The sequence below is a fragment of the Methanospirillum hungatei genome (assembly GCF_019263745.1).
GTDB lineage: Archaea > Halobacteriota > Methanomicrobia > Methanomicrobiales > Methanospirillaceae > Methanospirillum > Methanospirillum purgamenti.
Map to the genome: position 1 here is coordinate 36,398 of NZ_CP077107.1, position 17,464 is coordinate 53,861.

Here is a 17,464-nt window from a genome sequence, read left to right on the forward strand (position 1 = left end):
AGAAAAAAATGGTCAGTATGATGATATTAGGGTTTATGCGCCCTTCTCCATCTTCCCTTTAATAAAATATTGCCATAACCTATATGTTTCACCGGGTGAAGATACCACTTGACTGTTCTAGGAGATAGAGTGCAGAAAGAGGAGCTGCTACATTTACATATGCTTTTTATTCATGTCAGGAAGTACTACGAAACCATCACCAACGAGGAGATCCCAACGGAGCGGTATAATACCCTGCATATCTCTCCGGTTCACATACATAAAAACAAAAAGGCCCATAAGGAAGCCATTCTTGTTCTTGGTGAGGAGATTGTTGATCACATCGGTCGGAGCCGGCGATGCTAAGTTTTTCCCATGATATGTCAACACCTTCTGAGATAGCTGTTGAGAACTAATGTCATGGACATCACGCCCGCCTGCCGGGAGATAATCTCTCTCCTTCTCTCCACACCTCCCGGTGAGCGAGAACTTCGAAAGATAGTTAAGACTATCTGTAAAAAATACCGTCTCCCTATTGTTCCCCGTAACTCTGATATTCTGTCTTGTGCAACGCCTGAAGAGTTCACTTTGCTTCGACCGATTCTTCTGGTAAAACCCTCACGAACTTTGTCTGGTGTAGCTCCTGTAGCAGTTATGACATCGCCGGCACCGTGTCCGCACGGAATCTGTTTACCCTGTCCGGGGGGTCCGGATTCGCTCTTTCAGTCCCCTCAAAGTTATACTGGCGGTGAACCTGCAGCAAAACGTGCTTTTGCTCACAATTTCATGCCTTATGATCAGGTGAGTGCACGATTATCTCAGTTTGAAGAACTTGGGCATCATGTGGACAAAGCTGAACTCATCGTTATGGGAGGGACCATGACTGCCCGTGAACCAACCTACCAGGAATGGTTTGTAACTGAATGTATCAGGGCGATGAATGAGTACCCGGCAAACTCCTTGCGAGATGAAACACGAGACGAGATATTTACAAGAAATGAAACATCCCGAGTTCGATGTGTAGCAATAACCTTTGAAACAAGACCTGACTGGTGTCAGAAAGAACATATTGACAGGATGCTTGATCTGGGAGTAACTAAGGTTGAACTTGGGGTACAACATCTTGACGACGAGATACTAGCCCTGAACCTGCGGGGGTGCACTGTTGTAGACACTGTGGAAGCAAATACTCTGCTTCGTGATGCAGGCCTCAAAGTAGGATTTCACATGATGCCTAATCTGCCTGGCAGTACTGTTACGTCAGACCGGCAGATGTTCCATGACCTGTTTGCCGATCCACGATTCAGACCTGATTTTTTGAAAATATATCCATGCCTGGTGACACCGGGATCAAAAATAGAAGAACTCTATGAAGTGGGGGAGTATGCACCGTATGATGAAGACACTCTTATCGATCTGGTGGCCGATGCAAAGATGGAAATCGCTCCGTACTGCAGGCTTCAGCGTATCCAGCGTGATATTCCTGCCGATAAAATCGTGGCAGGCTCTCCACACTCAAACTTTCGGGAACTAGCCAAAGACCGTCTGCACAGGAGAGGGGGCAGGTGTTCATGTATCAGGTGTAGGGAAATAGGCAGAAGAAGATCTCAATCTGAGCCCGTTCTGAAAGTTCTGACATATGAATGCTGCGGGGGTCAGGAAGAGTTTATTTCATTTGAATCAGATGATTCCCTCGTGGGTTTTTCCCGTCTTCGTTTTCCAAAAGATCCCTGGCGGCCAGAAACAGAAAATGCAGCTTTTGTTCGTGAACTTCATGTTTATGGGATGGTTGTTCCTATCGGGCAGGAAGGATCAGGTGAGGATCTGCAACATCGTCGATATGGGACAAAACTCCTTTCCGAAGCCGAAGAGCGTGCTGCATCTGCCGGATATAGGCATCTTGCAATAATGGCTGGTATTGGAGTCAGACCCTATTACAAAAAACTTGGATATTTCCGCAAGGGCCCTTATATGGTTAAGGATTTGTAATGCATGAGACCTGCAACCCGAATATTTATAAAACAGCGTTTTACTGATTATTATAATAAAACCCGTATCTCTCCCCCTTCTTCAGTAAAAGAACGGGAATTTGGTTTCATCTTTTTTGATGACAAATATCCTGATGATATTAGGATGAGGAGACATATTGGATTTTCATCCGGTGATGAGATGCAGGAGTATATAAAAAGTCTGGTACCAGCCCATGTATATTACTCGACTGCATATTATCAGACTCCGCAGGCTCCAACCATGGGTGATAAGGAATGGCTAGGTGCCGATCTCATTTTTGATCTTGATGCTGACCATATTATGCGGGGTTCATATGAGGAGATGCTCCAGCGAATTAAGGATGAAACAGAAAAGTTACTTGGGATTTTAGATGATGAGTTGGGTATTGATATGAAAACGGTTAAACTGGTTTTCTCTGGTGGCCGTGGGTATCATATTCATGTTCAGGAACTGGGATTTCGGGATTTTGGTGCTCCTGAACGGAGAGAAATCGTGGACTATATTTGCGGGATAGGTATGAGTCCTCCAATTCTGCTTCAAGAGTGGGGGCCTTTCCGGACTGGATGGCATGACAGGTTTCGTAGTCTTCTTATCAGGTATCTTACTGAACTGGATGCAAAACCAAAAAAAGAAGGGAAGGCTGAATTATCTTCACTTAGGGGCGTTGGTCAGGTTATGGCCGAACGATTTATTGGGATGATTCCAGAATTAATCACCTTACTCACTACAAATCCATCATCAATTCTTCTCCGTGACCAGACTGTGAAGACTGTTTTTGCAGCTCTTGCTACGGAGCGTGAAAGTGCTCTGCTTCCGTATATCAGGGAAGCAGCAGTTCAGGCAGATGAACCAGTCACTACAGATATTAGAAGGTTAATCCGGCTCCCTGGCTCGCTTCATGCTAAATCCGGATTTAAAGTCGTTGCTCTGGATGTTAAAGAACTAGCGGATTTTGAACCTCTCATTGATGCAGTTGCTTTTGGTGAACGTGAGGTCCTTATAGAATCAGAGCGGGAATATTCATTTTCACTTCTTGGATCACAGTTCACTATCCCAAAAGGCCGATTAAAAGTCCCGGAAGCAGTTGGTGTTTTTCTTTGTTGCAGAGGCATGGCGGAGATAGGAGGTGAGTCAGGGGGTGCTTCTTGATGAACTCCGGACCATCCTGCTTGAAGAACGTGATAGTGGAGAATTGACAACAATCACTCCGGATTTGTTTCAAAAGACAAGTGAAAACGTAAAAATTTTGCAACAGGAAGTGTATGTCCTTGAAGATCCATTTTCTGATGATGCACGTCTGCTTATTGAAAAAGTATCTAGTATCCGGGCAACTGTTGAGGAGTTATTCAAGATACGGACTGATAAGATCGTAGGACTTGCGCTTAGCCAGGCTGAAGGCTCTTATATTGAACGTGAAGAACTTCGTGTCCTCATTCCGGCTGAACTTGAGATGTTTAACCGGATTGTTGAGGCTATCAGACAAAGTCGAACTAAATTAATAGAGTGGAGAGCGGTTCAGGGTTCAGTGGGGCATGCCTTATCCTCTGATGAGGGTGAATGCGTTCCAGCATCAGATACAATCAGTGGAGATGTACCTATCCGCGCAGATACTGGCGTTGATTCAGAACCAGATATAATAATCCCTGCTGATGCTCCTTTTGCAAATGATATCGTATTAGCGCTTTCCAGTATGGAACCTTTTATGGGTATTGACGGACGGACATATGAGATGGAAGCAGGAGATATTCTCACGCTCCCCTCAAGAAATGCACAAGTCCTGGTTGAACGCGACATAGTCTTAAATATCCATCCGGGCTAATGATGTAGGTATTCTATACACGAGGAGTGGCCAAATCATGAAGATGCCAACAAAATTCCGCACATATTGTCCCTTTTGCCACAAACATGAGGAGCATGAGGTAGAGAAGGTAAAAAAAGGTAAAACCACCGGGCTTCACTGGATTGATCGCCAGAAAGCACGCCGAGGTCAGGTAGGGAACATGGGTAAGTTCTCTAAGGTTCCTGGTGGTGATAAGCCAACCAAGAAGGTAAACATCCGGTATCGCTGTACTGCCTGCAAGAAAGCACATTTAAGAGCAGGTTTCAGGGTTGGTAAATTCGAACTTACGGAGTAATTAAAATGGTAAAATTAACACGCGAGAACCGGAGCAAGTTTGTCAAGGTAAAATGTCCGGATTGTGAAAATGAACAGATAATCTTTGACCGTGCATGTACAACGGTTGATTGTGTTGTCTGCGGCTCGAACCTTGCCACCCCGACTGGTGGAAAAGCACAAATTAAAGCAGAGATTATAACTGCATTTGAGTGAGAGCCTGATGCAGGAGAGAGAGTGGCCTGAGCAGGGAGAACTTGTCGTCTGTTCAGTTCAGAACGTAAAAGATTTCGTGGCTTTTGTCACACTTGATGAGTATAACAACCGAGAGGGTCTGATCCCTATTGCTGAAGTGGCACGCGGGTGGATAAAGTACATCCGTGATCACATCAGAGAGGGGCAGAAGGTTGTATGTAAAGTACTGAACGTCGACCCGCAGAAAGGTCACATTGATCTCTCTTTGAAGGATGTGAATGAGCATCAACGCCGGGAAAAGATTCGTGTCTGGAAGAACGAATCCAAAGCGCGAAAATGGATCGGTTTTGCGGCAGAGGCAGCAGGACAGGCTGAAGGTGCTCATGATATTGCCAGTGCACTCTATCGTGAATATGGTGAGCTGTACGCTGCCTTTGAGGACTTTGTAACCGAAGGTCGTAATGCACTGAATAAACTGAAAATTGATCCAAAACTGGCTGATGCATTATACACCATTGCTACTGAAAATGTCAAACTCCCATCAGTCACCATCTCCGGAGACCTTTTCCTGCGATCTACCAAGTCAGATGGAGTAAATATCATCAGACGTGCTCTTCGAAGTGCTGAACCTAAGGTTGATGGTGCAGAGATAGAGATCACCTATCTTGGAGCACCAAATTACCGGATTAAGGTTATTGCGACCAATTACAAGGATGCCGAGAAAGCACTAGAAAAAGCTTCAAGTGCAGCGATAGGTGTCTTAAAGAGGGCTGGTGGCGAAGGTAAATTCAGCCGGAAATCTAAATCCGGGAAGCATGTATGAAAGGGCATATCAGATACTGCCCGTCAGACAATCTTTATACTCTTTCTGAAACGTGTTCCCTTTGTGGGAAATCCACTATTACCCCTCATCCTGCCAGGTATTCTCCGGAGGATAAATATGGTCATTACCGGAGAATGATTCGTTGATAATGCTTCAGCATATTTAAATTTTTATGTATTTATCGGATAATCAGGAATTACTGCAATGATGGAAGATATTACCATACGTTTTGAGGATTCAGTAGCTCCGGAAGACCGGACTGCTCCGATTATGATAGAAGGGCTTCCTGGAATCGGGCATGTTGGAAAACTTGTCGCTGAGCACATGATCCATGAACTTGGGGCTGTCCGAATTGCAGAAATCAATTCTATTTATTTCCCTCCCCAGGTCATAATTAAGGAAGGAGGAACAGTCCGACTCTGTAATAACGAAATTTACCGCTATTCTGGGGAAAAGGGTACATATCTCTTTCTGGTTGGTGATTTTCAAAGTACATCGGGAGAAGGACATTATCTCTTATCCCAGGTATATGTTGATATCTGTCATCAACTTAGTGTCAAGCGGATATACACAATCGGTGGGTACGGAGTGGGTCATTTCAATGAAGTAACAAGAGTTATTGCGGCAGTTAACCGTGATGATCTCCGCCAGCAGGTTGAAGATGCGGGTGGAATTTTTAGCGAGGGAGAACCTGGTGGTGGTATCATCGGGGCAGCAGGACTCATGCTTGGTCTTTCCATTCCTTTAGGCATGGAAGGGATCTGCCTGATGGGTGAGACCTCAGGATACCTTGTGGATCCCCGGAGTGCCACGACTGTTCTGTCTGTTCTGACCAAACTCCTGAATATTGATATAGATGATGCAAAGCTGACTGAACGGGCAGGTGAGATGGAAGTAGCCCTCCAAAGACTTCTGGAGCAGGAGAGAAAGTCTGAGGAAGAACTTTCATACATCGGCTGAATATGCAGGCAGCAGCAGATCTTCATATTCATTCCTGTTTTTCAATGGCATCATCTCCCCGGATGGTGCCTGAAGAGATTATCAAAGGCTGTAGGGTCAAAGGCATCTCTGTTATCGGGACTGGTGATATCCTCCATCCTGAATGGAGGCAGATGTGGCAGGATACCCCAGTTGATGATGATATCATTGTTGTTCCCACGACTGAGGTGGAAGGAGCAGGCCGGGTTCATCATGTGATTCTGCTCCCTGATTTTAACGCAGCAGCTGACCTTGCACAGAGGCTCGGGTCACATAGCAAGGACATGGATACAAATGGCCGTCCCCGTGTTTCCCTCTCCGGAGAAGAGATCTTATCTCATGTTCATGCAGTCGGAGGTATCGGTGGCCCGGCTCATGCCTTTACTCCCTATACCTCAGTGTATGCTGTCCATCCGTCACTCTCATCCTGTTATGGAGATGAACCGGTCGATCTCCTGGAACTTGGTCTTTCGGCTGACAGCAGGTATGGGGCAGGTATTGCTGAACTTTCATCGGTTCCTTTCCTGACCAACTCTGATGCTCATAGTCCTGAGCCATCAAAACTGGGGAGAGAGTATACCGTCCTAGAACTAAACCGGTCAGATGCCAGCGGGGTGCTCGATGCCGTTCAGCAGGGAAAGATCGTGATGAATGTCGGGTTTTTCCCGGAGGAAGGGAAGTATAACCGGACCGCATGCAGCCGGTGTTTTCGTCAGTTCTCCTTTGAAGAAGCGGCAGCGACCTCCTGGAAATGTCCTGATGATGGTGGGAGAATAAAAAAGGGTGTCCAGGAGCGAGCACAATCGCTCTCATCCGGTCCGGTATCAGAGCGGCCGCCCTATCTTCATGTTATCCCCCTTTCCGAAATTATTCAGCGTGTCTTTGACACAAAGAGCCCTACAACCCGGCGCTGTAGGGATCTATACTGTAAGTGTATTGACCGGTTAGGCGATGAAATCACTATTCTTATGAAAACTCCTCCTGATGAAATTGCAGCTATTGATTTCCGTCTTTCATGCGCAATCAGGTCCTTTCGGGAAGGTCATATCATTCTTCATCCCGGTGGGGGGGGGAAGTATGGGTCGTTTGAGATCCCCGGTCTTAGAGATCCAAACCCGAATCATTAAAGGATTTCGCGTCAACCATGTAAGGAATGATCGAGGTTCATCGGGAAATCTGTGCCTATTGCGGCTGTTGTGTCTCGGTTTGTCCGGAAGGGGCACTGGAACTTGTCGATGCCTATCTGGATATCGATACGAATACTTGTAAGAATTGTGGCATCTGTGTCCGTGTCTGTCCGCTTGGGGCTTTGGAGGCAAAGAAATGAAGCGCGAGTATGATGTCCTCGTAGTGGGAGGAGGCCCTGGCGGAGCATTTGCTGCGAAGACCTTTGCCGAGAAGGGTTATTCTGTCCTGCTCACGGAGAAACGCCCTGCTATTGGTGCTCCGGTCAGATGTGCTGAAGGCGTCGGAAAAGCACTGATGCATGAATTTTTCAAGCCTGAAGACCGGTGGGTTGCAGCAGAGATTGATAAGGCCAATATCATTGCACCTGACGGGTTTAAGATGGAACTTGAACCTGAAAAAGCAGGGGCAGAGGTCGGATATGTTCTTCACCGTAAGGTATTTGATCGGGATCTTGTCTGGATGGCAGCCGGAGCAGGAGCAGACATCCAGGTAAAGACCCGTGCAGTAACTCCAATCATGGAGGATGGAGCGGTGAAAGGCGCTATTCTCAATCAGGGAGGAGTAACTCATGAAGTCAGGGCCGGACTTACCATTGCAGCAGACGGTGTTGAGTCAAAGTTTGCACGCTGGTGCGGGGTTGACACAACCGTCCCGCTTCGTGAGATGGAGACTTGTGCCCAGTACCTGATGACCGGTATAGACATTGATGCACATGCAACCGAGTTCTATGTGGGCAATAATATCGCACCAGGTGGCTATGTATGGATATTCCCAAAAGGTGACAAGACCGCGAATGTGGGTATTGGTCTGGGTGGAGATCGGTCCAAACCTGGAAATCGGCCAATTGATTACTTAAACCGGTTTGTGTCTAAAAACTTCCCGAATGGGAAGACCATCGAACTTATCGCTGGTGGTGTCTCCATATGTCAACCACTCCCCTGCACGGTTGCAAACAATCTCATGATCGTCGGTGATGCAGCCCGTGTGTCTGATCCGCTGACTGGTGGTGGTATCTATGCCGCCCTTTACACCGGAAAACTTGCCGGAGATATCGGTTCCAAAGCTATTGAAAATGGGGATACATCTACTCAGGCACTCATGCCGTATGATGAGACCTGGAGAGCATCATACCTTGGAAAGGCGCTTGAGAGAAATTACCAGATTAAAGAGGTATTTGTGAAATTGAATGATGATGACCTGAATGCTATTGTACACTCAGTCTCAAAAATGAACCTTTCAGATTTCAATACCTTGAATCTTATAAAAAATATTATCGCAGCAAATCCCAAGCTGGCAATAAAACTAGGAAAAGCAGGTCTGAAGTCTCTTCTTGACTCATTCTGATCTTCCTTTTTTATCCTGACAGATAAATACTGTCAGGTGCTATCAATCATACATGGAACTCCTCACACCGGCAGAAGGAGAGATGGCCCTTTCTCATGCCCACCATGTACTGCACGAACATGTAGCACGTGAACCCTACACCGAACCTGATTTTTCGCCGATTTTCTCAAAAAAACGAGGGGTTTTTGTAACGCTGACCAAAAAGGGTGATCTGCGGGGATGTATCGGTTTTCCCCATGCGGTCATGCCTCTCCGGGAAGCTATCCGTGAAGCGGCTTGTTCAGCAGCGACTGGAGATCCACGATTTCCGCCGGTTACACCAAGGGAACTTTCAGATATTTCGGTTGAAGTGACGGTTCTGACAGAACCAGAGCTATTAGAGGTTTTTCCTGCTGATCGGCCTGGTGCGATTACGGTTGGCAAACATGGGCTGATTGTCAGAGGGTATGGCCGGTCCGGGCTTCTGCTCCCCCAGGTTCCGGTGGAGTGGGGATGGAATGTGACTGAATTTCTCGATCACACCTGCATGAAAGCAGGACTGCCCAGGGGATGCTGGCTGGAGTCGGGGGTTCAAATATTCACGTTTGAAGGGCAGATATTTTCGGAAAAGGAGGGTTCTCATGGCTGAGTGAATGAGCTGGAGTTATCTTTGTGAGAGCAAATCATTAGGAGATCAGCCCTTTCAAGTCCGGATTCTGCATTCGATCTGATATCATAGATTGATCAGTAATTTTTAAGAAGTCTGAAAAAATTGGCATGAAACAGTTACCGAAAGCAAAAACAATATTTTTATGAATATCAGATGGTTTTTAAATTTAGATGAGGATATGATAAAGTGAATAAGAAGGATCAATTTCATTCATTGAAAGAAAATCCTTAAAACATTCGATTCGAAGAATTTTGTAATATTCTTACCTCCTTTGGTTTTATTCATAAGGGAGGGAAAAGAAGTCATCGTGTATTTACCAAAGAGGGTATTCCGGAGATAATGACAATTCAGAACTGTGAGGGTAAGGCAAAACCGTATCAAATAAGACAATTTTGTAAACTAGTTGAGCAATATCATTTGTTGGAGTAATATGCAAAATAAATATCCTATTGAGATTTTTTATAGTCATGACGATGAGGGATATATCTCAATAGCACCCGACTTATCTGGCTGTAGTGCCTTTGGAGAAACTGAAGAAAAAGCACTTTCAGAAGTAAAAATAGCGATTGCACTCTGGATAGAAGCAGCACTTGGTGAAGGAAGAACAGTTCCAGAACCCTCAAATTATACAATACTTGATAAAATTATTGCTTATCAAAAAGCAAGTGTAATTTAAAAAATTTATTCAAGGCCACATCATTTTCATTTTTTTGACTTATCCTATCTTGTAACTGCCCTTATATCCGTCATCAACAAATCCCCTCATCCCTCCACCCTCCGAAAAACCAATCCGTGAACCCTTACAAATAATACGTATCTGATCGTTTAGATAACCAAAACCACTCACTCGAGTAATCGAGAGCATAATCTGGAGACCAACATTAATGCGTAACAATTTTCATATATGACCCTCTCCTTTGAAATTCTGGAAAAAGACATCGCCGGACGAATCGGAAAACTCTCCGGACAAGGTAAGATCGTCAAAACCCCTACCCTGCTTCCGGTTATTAACCCGCACCTGAACCTGATAACCCCAAAAGAGATGGAGGAGATGGGCGTTGAAGCGGTCATCACCAATGCATACATCTTCTCCCGGTCTGAAGAGTATCGTGAGCGTGCCCTGAGTGATGGTCTTGCAAAGACCCTGGATTTTGACGGCGTTATCATGACCGACTCGGGGTCTTTTCAGCTCTCGGTCTATGGTGAAGTTGAGATAACCAATGCCCAGACCATCGCATTCCAGCAGGCAATAAAATCAGACATCATCGTCCCACTCGACATTCCGACACATCCGGACTCTCCCCGGGACCAGGTGGAACAGGAACTCTCGGTTACCATGGACCGGATCATGGAGGCGAAAGATATCGCAGATCATGAGCACCACACCCTTGCCGGACCGGTTCAGGGCGGTCTGTTTCCTGACCTTCGTGAAGAGACCGGGCGAAAACTATCAGAGGCAGGGTTTCGGTTCTGTCCCATCGGCGCTGTCGTCCCCCTCATGGAAGCCTACCGGTATGCAGAACTCGTAAAAGTCGTGATGGCGGCAAAACGTGGCCTGTCTCCAGCCGTCTGCGTCCATCTCTTTGGAGCCGGTCATCCGTCCATGTTTGCCCTGGCGGTTGCGATGGGGTGTGATCTCTTTGATTCGGCTGCCTATGCCCTCTATGCCAAGGACGGACGGTACATGACCACCCATGGGAGTTATCACCTGAACGAACTCTCCTACCTCCCTTGTCCTTGTCCGGTCTGTGTCGGCCATACCGCAAAGGAACTGAACGAATCACCTGACCGGGAACGACTCCTTGCCATGCATAACCTGCGGGTCTCCCTTGCCGAGATCAACCGGGTCAGGCAGGCAATCCGTGATGGAGTGCTCTGGGAACTGGTGGATGAGCGGTGCCGATCTCATCCCGCCCTGCTCCGGGGATATCGTGCCCTGCTTGGATATAATGAAGAACTCACCGCTCTTGACCGAGAGACAAAACGCCGGTTCTTTTACCGGGGCGATGAGAGCTGCAAACGGACAGAGGTACTGCGGTATCATCAGATGGTCGGGCGGCTTAGTGCCGGAGAGCGGACCCTCATCAGCTTTAGCCGGCATATCAAGAAGAAACAGACCGAAGGGTATGATTCCGTATTTTTCTTCAAGCCTCCGTTCGGTCCCTTCCCTGCAGAACTCACCGAAACATTCCCCATCGGGCAGAGTGAGATCCCTGATTTTGACGAAGAGATGATTCGAACCGGGTGTATTGGTATTGCCCGACTCATGGAAACAAACCCGGATTCTCATTTCACCATCCGGTGTCGTCCGGTCTGGAAAGAACTGATAAGCCAGATTCTCCCCACCGTGGAGGTGCAGGATGAAGGGAGTTGAGATCCTCAGCCGTGACGGGACCGCCCGGTATGGCCGCCTGACCGTGGACGATACTGTTATGAGCTTCCCGTCTGCTACTGATACCACCCGGCTCTTTCCTGCCCTGAATACCCGGACCGGAACAAACATCCCGCCAATCGAGGATCCGGAGTTTGTGTCCAGATTCCTTGTCCGCGACGGAGAACAACCAATCCCTCTCCATATTCATGCACCAGCCGATATCCAGTCAGGAGATACGGTCATCACCCCGAACTGGCATACCCTGCTCTCCCGTCCCCGTGACTTCTGCCAGTTCCTGGATCAGCTAAAGGCCTCTACTCCACCGGACACCTGCTGGTACCTCCCCAGTGCAGCATTGCCGGAAAATGCAGCCATTCTTGTTCATGCCGGTTTTGATCTCTTTGATTACATCGCAACCGACTTAGCGACAATACAGGGAAAATTTTGTCTCCCTGACGGCCAGTATCCGGAAAAAGTGATGGAGGAAGGCCTCTGCTCCTGCCAGGGATGCATGAGCGGCGATCTCCTTCTGCATAACCGGATTGCACTGGATCAGGAACTGGCCAGAATCGGACGCCGGATCCGTGACGGAACATTCCGTGAGTTTCTTGATGGCAGATGCAGGACAAGACCCGAACTTGTCTCAATCATGCGGCATATCGAGAAGTCAGACCGGATGGAGCAGAATAGTCCGGTTTCACGCTCCACTCCGTTCCTTGCGACATCCGGAGACAGCATCCACCGAATGGAAGTCAGGCGGTTTGCCGACCGGCTGGTTGAGCGATACATCCCACCGGTTGCAGATGTTGCGGTTCTGATCCCCTGCTCTGCGAAAAAACCCTACAGCCTCTCCCAGTCCCACCGTAAGTTCAGCCAGGCCATCGCACGACGGGCTCATGAGTTGATCATGACCTCTCCCCTGGGACTTGTTCCCCGTGATCTTGAGCTCTGTTATCCTGCAGCGGCTTATGATGTGCCGGTCACCGGATACTGGGATCATGAGGAGCGGTACCAGATCACTCAGACCCTGGTCAGGTACTTTACCAGACATCCCTACCGCCGGGTCATTGCCCATCTGGATGGCGATGCACGAATCATTGCACAGGATGCAGCCGACCAGGCAGGATTTGAAATAGAATTCACCTGTGAGAATGACCGCCTGACAGACCATGTATCTCTTCAAACGTTGAGCAAAGCCCTTGCCGGAGAGCGGAAGGTTAAATCGCATCTGGTCAGGGGGATGATCTCATTCCAGTTCGGGTATGACCTCAAGGCACCGAACCTTGAAGTAAAAGGGTCATATCCGGAGCAGGTGGTAAAGCGGGGCAGAAACCTCTATTTCTCAACCGACCCTGCTCATGGCATGATGAGACCCACCTTTGACGGCTGGTCGCTTATTGAAACCGGATACCGGGTATATATCGATGATTTCGTCCCCCAGGGTGATATCCTGGCACCGGGTGTTATTGATGCCGACCCGGTCATCCGTCCCGGCGATGAAGTGCTGGTCATCGGAGATAAGGCCATGACAACCGGACGGGCAGCGATGAGTGCGGATGAGATGATCCGATCCTCCCGTGGGGTAGCGGTCCGGGTGCGTAAAGTAAAGAAGCTGGACGGGCAATAAATAAGGGCCCGAATAATCTTTTCCGGATGTGACATCTGGTGTATATAATCGAAAAATCTCTCAAATTATCCGAAAATGTCTATGAGATATGGGTGAACGCTCCCCATGTGACCCGGAATGCCAAGGCCGGTCAGTTCGTTATCATACGGACTGATGAGAATGGTGAGCGGATTCCCCTGACAATCTCAAAGATTTCCGGAGATCTGGTCAGAATCATCTTCATGGCGGTTGGAAAAACCACGCATGCCCTTGCTGCAGTTCCTGCCGGAGGTGCCATCAGCGATATTGCCGGACCACTAGGATGCCCAAGTGAGGTAAAGAAATTCGGAACCTGTGTGCTGGTTGGCGGCGGTGTTGGTATTGCATCAACTCCTGTAATCGCACAGGCCTTAAAAGAGGCAGGCAACCGGGTTATTGGTATTCTTGGAGCCCGGAATGCTGATTTTCTTATCCTTGAAGACGAGATGGCAGAGATCTGTGACAAACTTCTGATTGCAACTGATGACGGGTCAAAAGGTCATCACGGATTTGCAGCCGACCTTTTGAAACAGGTTATTGCTGAAGAGAAGGTTGATGCGGTCTGGATCATCGGTCCGACCATCATGATGAAAGTCACGTCCAATGTGACCCGTGAACCGAAGATAAAGACCTTTGTCTCGCTCAATCCCATTATGGTCGATGGAACCGGTATGTGTGGTTCCTGTCGGTGCGTCGTTGACGGAAAGACAAAGTTTGCTTGCGTGGACGGTCCTGAATTTGATGCTCACCAGGTTGACTTTGACAACCTGATGCAACGGCAGCGGTATTACATGGAACATGAGAAGGAAGCCCTTGCACAATGGAAAGAACACCAGTGTTCCTGCGGAGGGCAGCATTAAATGGGAGATAGAAGCGTTGCTGATCGCCTGAAGGACTTTGGTGAAGTTGACAACGGTCTCTCCCCCGAGGAGGCCATAGAAGAAGCAAGCCGATGTCTCCAGTGTAAAAAACCTGCATGTGTAGATGGATGCCCGGTAAATATTGACATACCCGCTTTTGTGGCTTTTATCGCAAAAGGAGAGTTCTTGAAGGCGGCAGAAAGTATCAGACAGCAGAACCTTCTTCCGGCTATCTGTGGGCGTGTCTGTCCACAGGAAACACAGTGCGAGGCTCTGTGTATCCTTGGAAAGAAAGATACCCCGATCCGGATTGGTCAGCTTGAACGATTTGCAGCCGACCAGGAACGGGCAAAGGGCCTTACTGTCCCGGCTCGAAAGACTGCAACAGGAAAGCGGGTCGCTGTCATCGGTTCAGGACCGGCAGGTATTGTTGCAGCCGGAGAACTTGCAAAAGATGGTCATGATGTCATCCTGTACGAGTCACTTCATGCACCAGGCGGTGTCCTTACCTATGGAATCCCCTCATTCCGTCTGCCCAAAGACGTGGTCAAAGCAGAGATTGATCTCATCCTTGCGATGGGTGTTGATCTCCGCCTGAACCATCTGGTCGGAAGAACCGTCTCACATCAGGAACTAGAAGGGTATGATGCCATTCTTCTTGGAACCGGTGCAGGTCTTCCATACTTTATGGGAATTCCGGGTGAAAATTTGAGCGGTGTCTATTCTGCAAACGAATTCCTGACCCGGATCAATCTCATGCATGCCGAGCGGTTCCCTGAGTTTGATACCCCGGTTGCAAGAATGAGCCGGGTAGTTGTTGTCGGTGGCGGAAATGTAGCCATGGATGCAGCCCGTACCGCACGACGGATGGGTGCAAAAGTAACCCTTGTCTACCGGAGACGTGAAGAAGACCTTCCTGCCCGTGCAGCTGAAGTCCATCATGCACAAGAAGAGGGCATTGAGTTTATCACCTGTGCAAATCCTGTTCGAATCCTGGGTGACCAGGCTGTTACCGGTATTGAATGTATCCGGATGCATATGTGTAATCTTGATGAAAGTGGTCGACCTGTTCCAGAACCAATAGATAACGACACCTTTACCCTTGACTGTGATGTTGTCATTCAGGCTATCGGCCAGGGCCCGAACCCGGTCCTTGTCAGCCAGATCCCGGATCTTGATAAGGGTAAGGCAGGCAACGTTGTCACCGGAGAAGATGGCAGAACCTCTCATCCGAAGATCTTTGCAGCCGGTGATGTCACAACTGGAGCGGCAACGGTCATCATGGCGATGGGTGGTGCAAAACAGGCAGCCCGTTCTATCAGCGAGATGCTTGGATCCCGGTAACTGATGACTACTGTATTATTTCCTGAGCAACTGGAGCGGATCACGGGATATTCTTTCAGGGATAAATCCCTCCTGCTCCGGGCACTCACGAGGCTTGCCTACAGTAAGGAGCAGGGTCTTTCGGAAGATTCCCATCTTGATGCCCTGGCAACACTTGGAGATGCTGTTATTGAACTCATTATCCTGGCCCGGCTGGTTAAGGGTGGTGAGCATGACAAGGGGGCGGTATCCCTCAAGAAGATGGATCTTGTCAATATGTCGGTGCTTCGGGATGCTGCCCGTTCCATTCATCTTGAGCAATATGTAAGATGGGGTAAGGGTGAAGCTCGGATGCATGTCTGGACATCAGGCCGTGTTCTTGCGGAGTGTATGGAAGCGTTTGCCGGTGCTCTGTTCCTGGATGGCGGTATTGATGCTGCCGAAGAGGTGCTGGAGCGGCTTTCCCTCCTCCCCGAATAGATAACGCGAAAGAAGATATAGTACTAAAAGTAATATCTGCAGGAATTTTCGCCACGGAGAGAGAAGATGGATAAAAAACAGAAGAAATGGATTTATCTCTCTCTGGCATTCTCCATGGCAATCCTCGTCTTTATCCTTGCATCCACTTTTAACGAGGATACCCTTCAATATCTCACCCATATCAATATCTGGTTTTTACTCATCGCAATCGGGCTTCGGTTTGTCTCATTCTCTCTCTGGGCAGCCCGAATAAAGGTCATGGCAGCATCCCTCGGTTACCAGGTAAGATACGGTCATTGTTACAATATGGTGGTTGCGAACTTGCTTATTGGTGCGATCACCCCTGGTCAGGCCGGAGGAGAACCGGTTCGGATTCATGAGCTCTATAAAGCCGATATGCCGCTTGGTGACGCGACCGCGGTTGTCATCATGGAACGAGTGCTCGATGCCGTGATCCTCGTAGCACTCACGGTTTTCAGCCTCCTGGTGATGGGCAAGGTCATCTGGGACATGGGAGAGGGTATTGTCTTTGTGATATTCTTCTCTCTGGCACTTCTCATCCTGTTTGTTGCCGCTTTGTTCTTTGCAGCACGAAAACCGGAATCCGCTAAAGATAAGGTTATGCGTCTCCTGCACTGGATTGAGGCAAAGATGAAGACACCGGGGATTCACCGGATCATTGCCAGCACTGATGTTGAGTTTGATAATTTCTGTTCCGGTATTACCGCATTTACCAGCCATGGAAAGAAAGGTATCATCCAGGGATCAGTATTTTCCGTTCTCTTCTGGTTTTCCGAGTTTATTGTTGCATCGGTTATACTTATGGGGCTTGGCCTTCCCCCGTCAATATCTGAATCCATATTAAGTCAGATAATTATCGCTCTAATCAGTATGATTCCTTTAACTCCCGGTGCATCAGGTATAGCAGAGCTCTCAGCAACTTCGCTCTATGCATTATTTGTTCCGACTGCTGTCCTTGGAGTGTTTATAATCCTCTGGAGGCTGATTATGTTTTATCTGAATATCGTGTTTGGCGTTATCGCAACCGTTTTAATATTTAAAAGGGAAATCTCGGCTTGAGAATTCGTCAGTGAGTCTTTAACGGGTTGCTTCTATCATTAATTCACTACCCTTTTCAGTAACCGTTAGATTTTCCTTGGGGGCCTTAAACTACCTAACATTCTCACCTCCAAAAAAAGTCACATCTCAATTCTTATTCTATGTTTCTTAATTTTCGTATTGCATCATATCATAGGTAAATTCTATCTTCCGGGTGGGGGGTTCAGCAGGATTCAATGTTAACAATTCTAAGCTTTTACAAAGGACAGCTGTTCATCACCGGGCTGTTGTGCCCTTTACATCAAGATACAACGTAATTGCCTCACGTATTCTCATAAGGAGATTGTCAAGACTTTGTGCCTGAGTATGACACCCGGGGAGAGATGGAACGGTTGCAACAAACCAATCATCTTCATCTTTTTCAATAATGACATTGAATTGCAT

The 17,464-nt window shown here is 47.8% G+C and carries 22 protein-coding genes; 21 read left to right on the forward strand and 1 reads right to left on the reverse strand.

The window, feature by feature from the left end; genetic code table 11:
* Positions 1-129 precede the first annotated feature (129 nt).
* From KSK55_RS00180 to KSK55_RS00275, 21 genes are all read left to right on the forward strand, one after another.
* Positions 130-345 (forward strand): UPF0058 family protein, encoded by a 216-nt coding sequence (locus KSK55_RS00180; protein ID WP_218607735.1) that lies wholly within the window; start codon positions 130-132, stop codon positions 343-345.
* Between the two features lie 54 nt (positions 346-399).
* Complete coding sequence (locus KSK55_RS00185) at positions 400-1,968, forward strand: tRNA uridine(34) 5-carboxymethylaminomethyl modification radical SAM/GNAT enzyme Elp3 (protein WP_218607736.1); 1,569 nt, start codon at positions 400-402, stop codon at positions 1,966-1,968.
* A 3-nt stretch (positions 1,969-1,971) separates the two neighbouring features.
* Complete coding sequence (locus tag KSK55_RS00190) at positions 1,972-3,138, forward strand: DNA primase small subunit domain-containing protein (RefSeq protein ID WP_214418237.1); 1,167 nt, start codon at positions 1,972-1,974, stop codon at positions 3,136-3,138.
* Positions 3,116-3,808, forward strand: a complete 693-nt coding sequence (locus tag KSK55_RS00195; protein ID WP_214418238.1) for a hypothetical protein — start codon at positions 3,116-3,118, stop codon at positions 3,806-3,808. The genes KSK55_RS00190 and KSK55_RS00195 overlap by 23 nt, the downstream gene beginning before the upstream one ends.
* A 37-nt stretch (positions 3,809-3,845) precedes the next feature.
* Complete coding sequence (locus KSK55_RS00200) at positions 3,846-4,124, forward strand: 50S ribosomal protein L44e (protein WP_218607737.1); 279 nt, start codon at positions 3,846-3,848, stop codon at positions 4,122-4,124.
* 5 nt (positions 4,125-4,129) lie between these two features.
* On the forward strand, positions 4,130-4,318 hold the full coding sequence (locus tag KSK55_RS00205) for a 30S ribosomal protein S27e (RefSeq protein ID WP_214418239.1): 189 nt from the start codon (positions 4,130-4,132) through the stop codon (positions 4,316-4,318).
* Between the two features lie 7 nt (positions 4,319-4,325).
* Entirely contained in the window at positions 4,326-5,120 is a 795-nt protein-coding gene (locus KSK55_RS00210; protein ID WP_214418240.1) for a translation initiation factor IF-2 subunit alpha, read from the forward strand.
* Positions 5,117-5,266, forward strand: coding sequence for an RNA-protein complex protein Nop10 (locus tag KSK55_RS00215; RefSeq protein ID WP_214418241.1), 150 nt, complete (start codon positions 5,117-5,119; stop codon positions 5,264-5,266). Before KSK55_RS00210 ends, KSK55_RS00215 begins: the two co-directional genes overlap by 4 nt.
* Positions 5,267-5,324: 58 nt before the next feature.
* The gene (locus tag KSK55_RS00220) at positions 5,325-6,080 is read left to right on the forward strand and encodes a proteasome assembly chaperone family protein (RefSeq protein ID WP_214418242.1); all 756 of its coding nucleotides are present in this window, start codon (positions 5,325-5,327) and stop codon (positions 6,078-6,080) included.
* Positions 6,081-6,082: 2 nt separating this feature from the next.
* Entirely contained in the window at positions 6,083-7,225 is a 1,143-nt protein-coding gene (locus KSK55_RS00225; protein WP_218607738.1) for an endonuclease Q family protein, read from the forward strand.
* Between the two features lie 26 nt (positions 7,226-7,251).
* Complete coding sequence (locus KSK55_RS00230; RefSeq protein ID WP_011448151.1) at positions 7,252-7,425, forward strand: 4Fe-4S binding protein; 174 nt, start codon at positions 7,252-7,254, stop codon at positions 7,423-7,425.
* Positions 7,422-8,630 carry an NAD(P)/FAD-dependent oxidoreductase gene (locus KSK55_RS00235; RefSeq protein WP_214418244.1) on the forward strand — a complete coding sequence of 403 codons (1,209 nt, stop codon included), beginning with the start codon at positions 7,422-7,424 and terminating at the stop codon, positions 8,628-8,630. Before KSK55_RS00230 ends, KSK55_RS00235 begins: the two co-directional genes overlap by 4 nt.
* A 52-nt stretch (positions 8,631-8,682) precedes the next feature.
* Positions 8,683-9,258 (forward strand): TIGR00296 family protein, encoded by a 576-nt coding sequence (locus KSK55_RS00240; protein WP_218607739.1) that lies wholly within the window; start codon positions 8,683-8,685, stop codon positions 9,256-9,258.
* A gap of 300 nt (positions 9,259-9,558) precedes the next feature.
* Positions 9,559-9,708 carry a hypothetical protein gene (locus tag KSK55_RS16620; RefSeq protein WP_372238739.1) on the forward strand — a complete coding sequence of 50 codons (150 nt, stop codon included), beginning with the start codon at positions 9,559-9,561 and terminating at the stop codon, positions 9,706-9,708.
* Between the two features lies 1 nt (position 9,709).
* Complete coding sequence (locus tag KSK55_RS00245; protein WP_218607740.1) at positions 9,710-9,955, forward strand: type II toxin-antitoxin system HicB family antitoxin; 246 nt, start codon at positions 9,710-9,712, stop codon at positions 9,953-9,955.
* Between the two features lie 228 nt (positions 9,956-10,183).
* On the forward strand, positions 10,184-11,653 hold the full coding sequence (tgtA, locus tag KSK55_RS00250) for a tRNA guanosine(15) transglycosylase TgtA (RefSeq protein ID WP_218607741.1): 1,470 nt from the start codon (positions 10,184-10,186) through the stop codon (positions 11,651-11,653).
* Entirely contained in the window at positions 11,640-13,280 is a 1,641-nt protein-coding gene (gene arcS, locus KSK55_RS00255; protein WP_218607742.1) for an archaeosine synthase subunit alpha, read from the forward strand. The genes tgtA and arcS overlap by 14 nt, the downstream gene beginning before the upstream one ends.
* Positions 13,281-13,318: 38 nt before the next feature.
* Positions 13,319-14,158, forward strand: coding sequence for a sulfide/dihydroorotate dehydrogenase-like FAD/NAD-binding protein (locus tag KSK55_RS00260; protein WP_214418249.1), 840 nt, complete (start codon positions 13,319-13,321; stop codon positions 14,156-14,158).
* Positions 14,159-15,502, forward strand: a complete 1,344-nt coding sequence (gltA, locus tag KSK55_RS00265; RefSeq protein WP_218607743.1) for an NADPH-dependent glutamate synthase — start codon at positions 14,159-14,161, stop codon at positions 15,500-15,502.
* Between the two features lie 3 nt (positions 15,503-15,505).
* Positions 15,506-15,961, forward strand: a complete 456-nt coding sequence (locus tag KSK55_RS00270; protein WP_218607744.1) for a ribonuclease III domain-containing protein — start codon at positions 15,506-15,508, stop codon at positions 15,959-15,961.
* A gap of 66 nt (positions 15,962-16,027) precedes the next feature.
* On the forward strand, positions 16,028-17,041 hold the full coding sequence (locus tag KSK55_RS00275) for a lysylphosphatidylglycerol synthase transmembrane domain-containing protein (protein WP_218607745.1): 1,014 nt from the start codon (positions 16,028-16,030) through the stop codon (positions 17,039-17,041).
* 255 nt (positions 17,042-17,296) lie between these two features.
* Here KSK55_RS00275 and KSK55_RS00280 read toward each other — a convergent pair whose 3' ends face one another.
* Positions 17,297-17,464 carry a type II toxin-antitoxin system HicB family antitoxin gene (locus KSK55_RS00280; protein ID WP_218607746.1) on the reverse strand — a complete coding sequence of 56 codons (168 nt, stop codon included), beginning with the start codon at positions 17,462-17,464 and terminating at the stop codon, positions 17,297-17,299.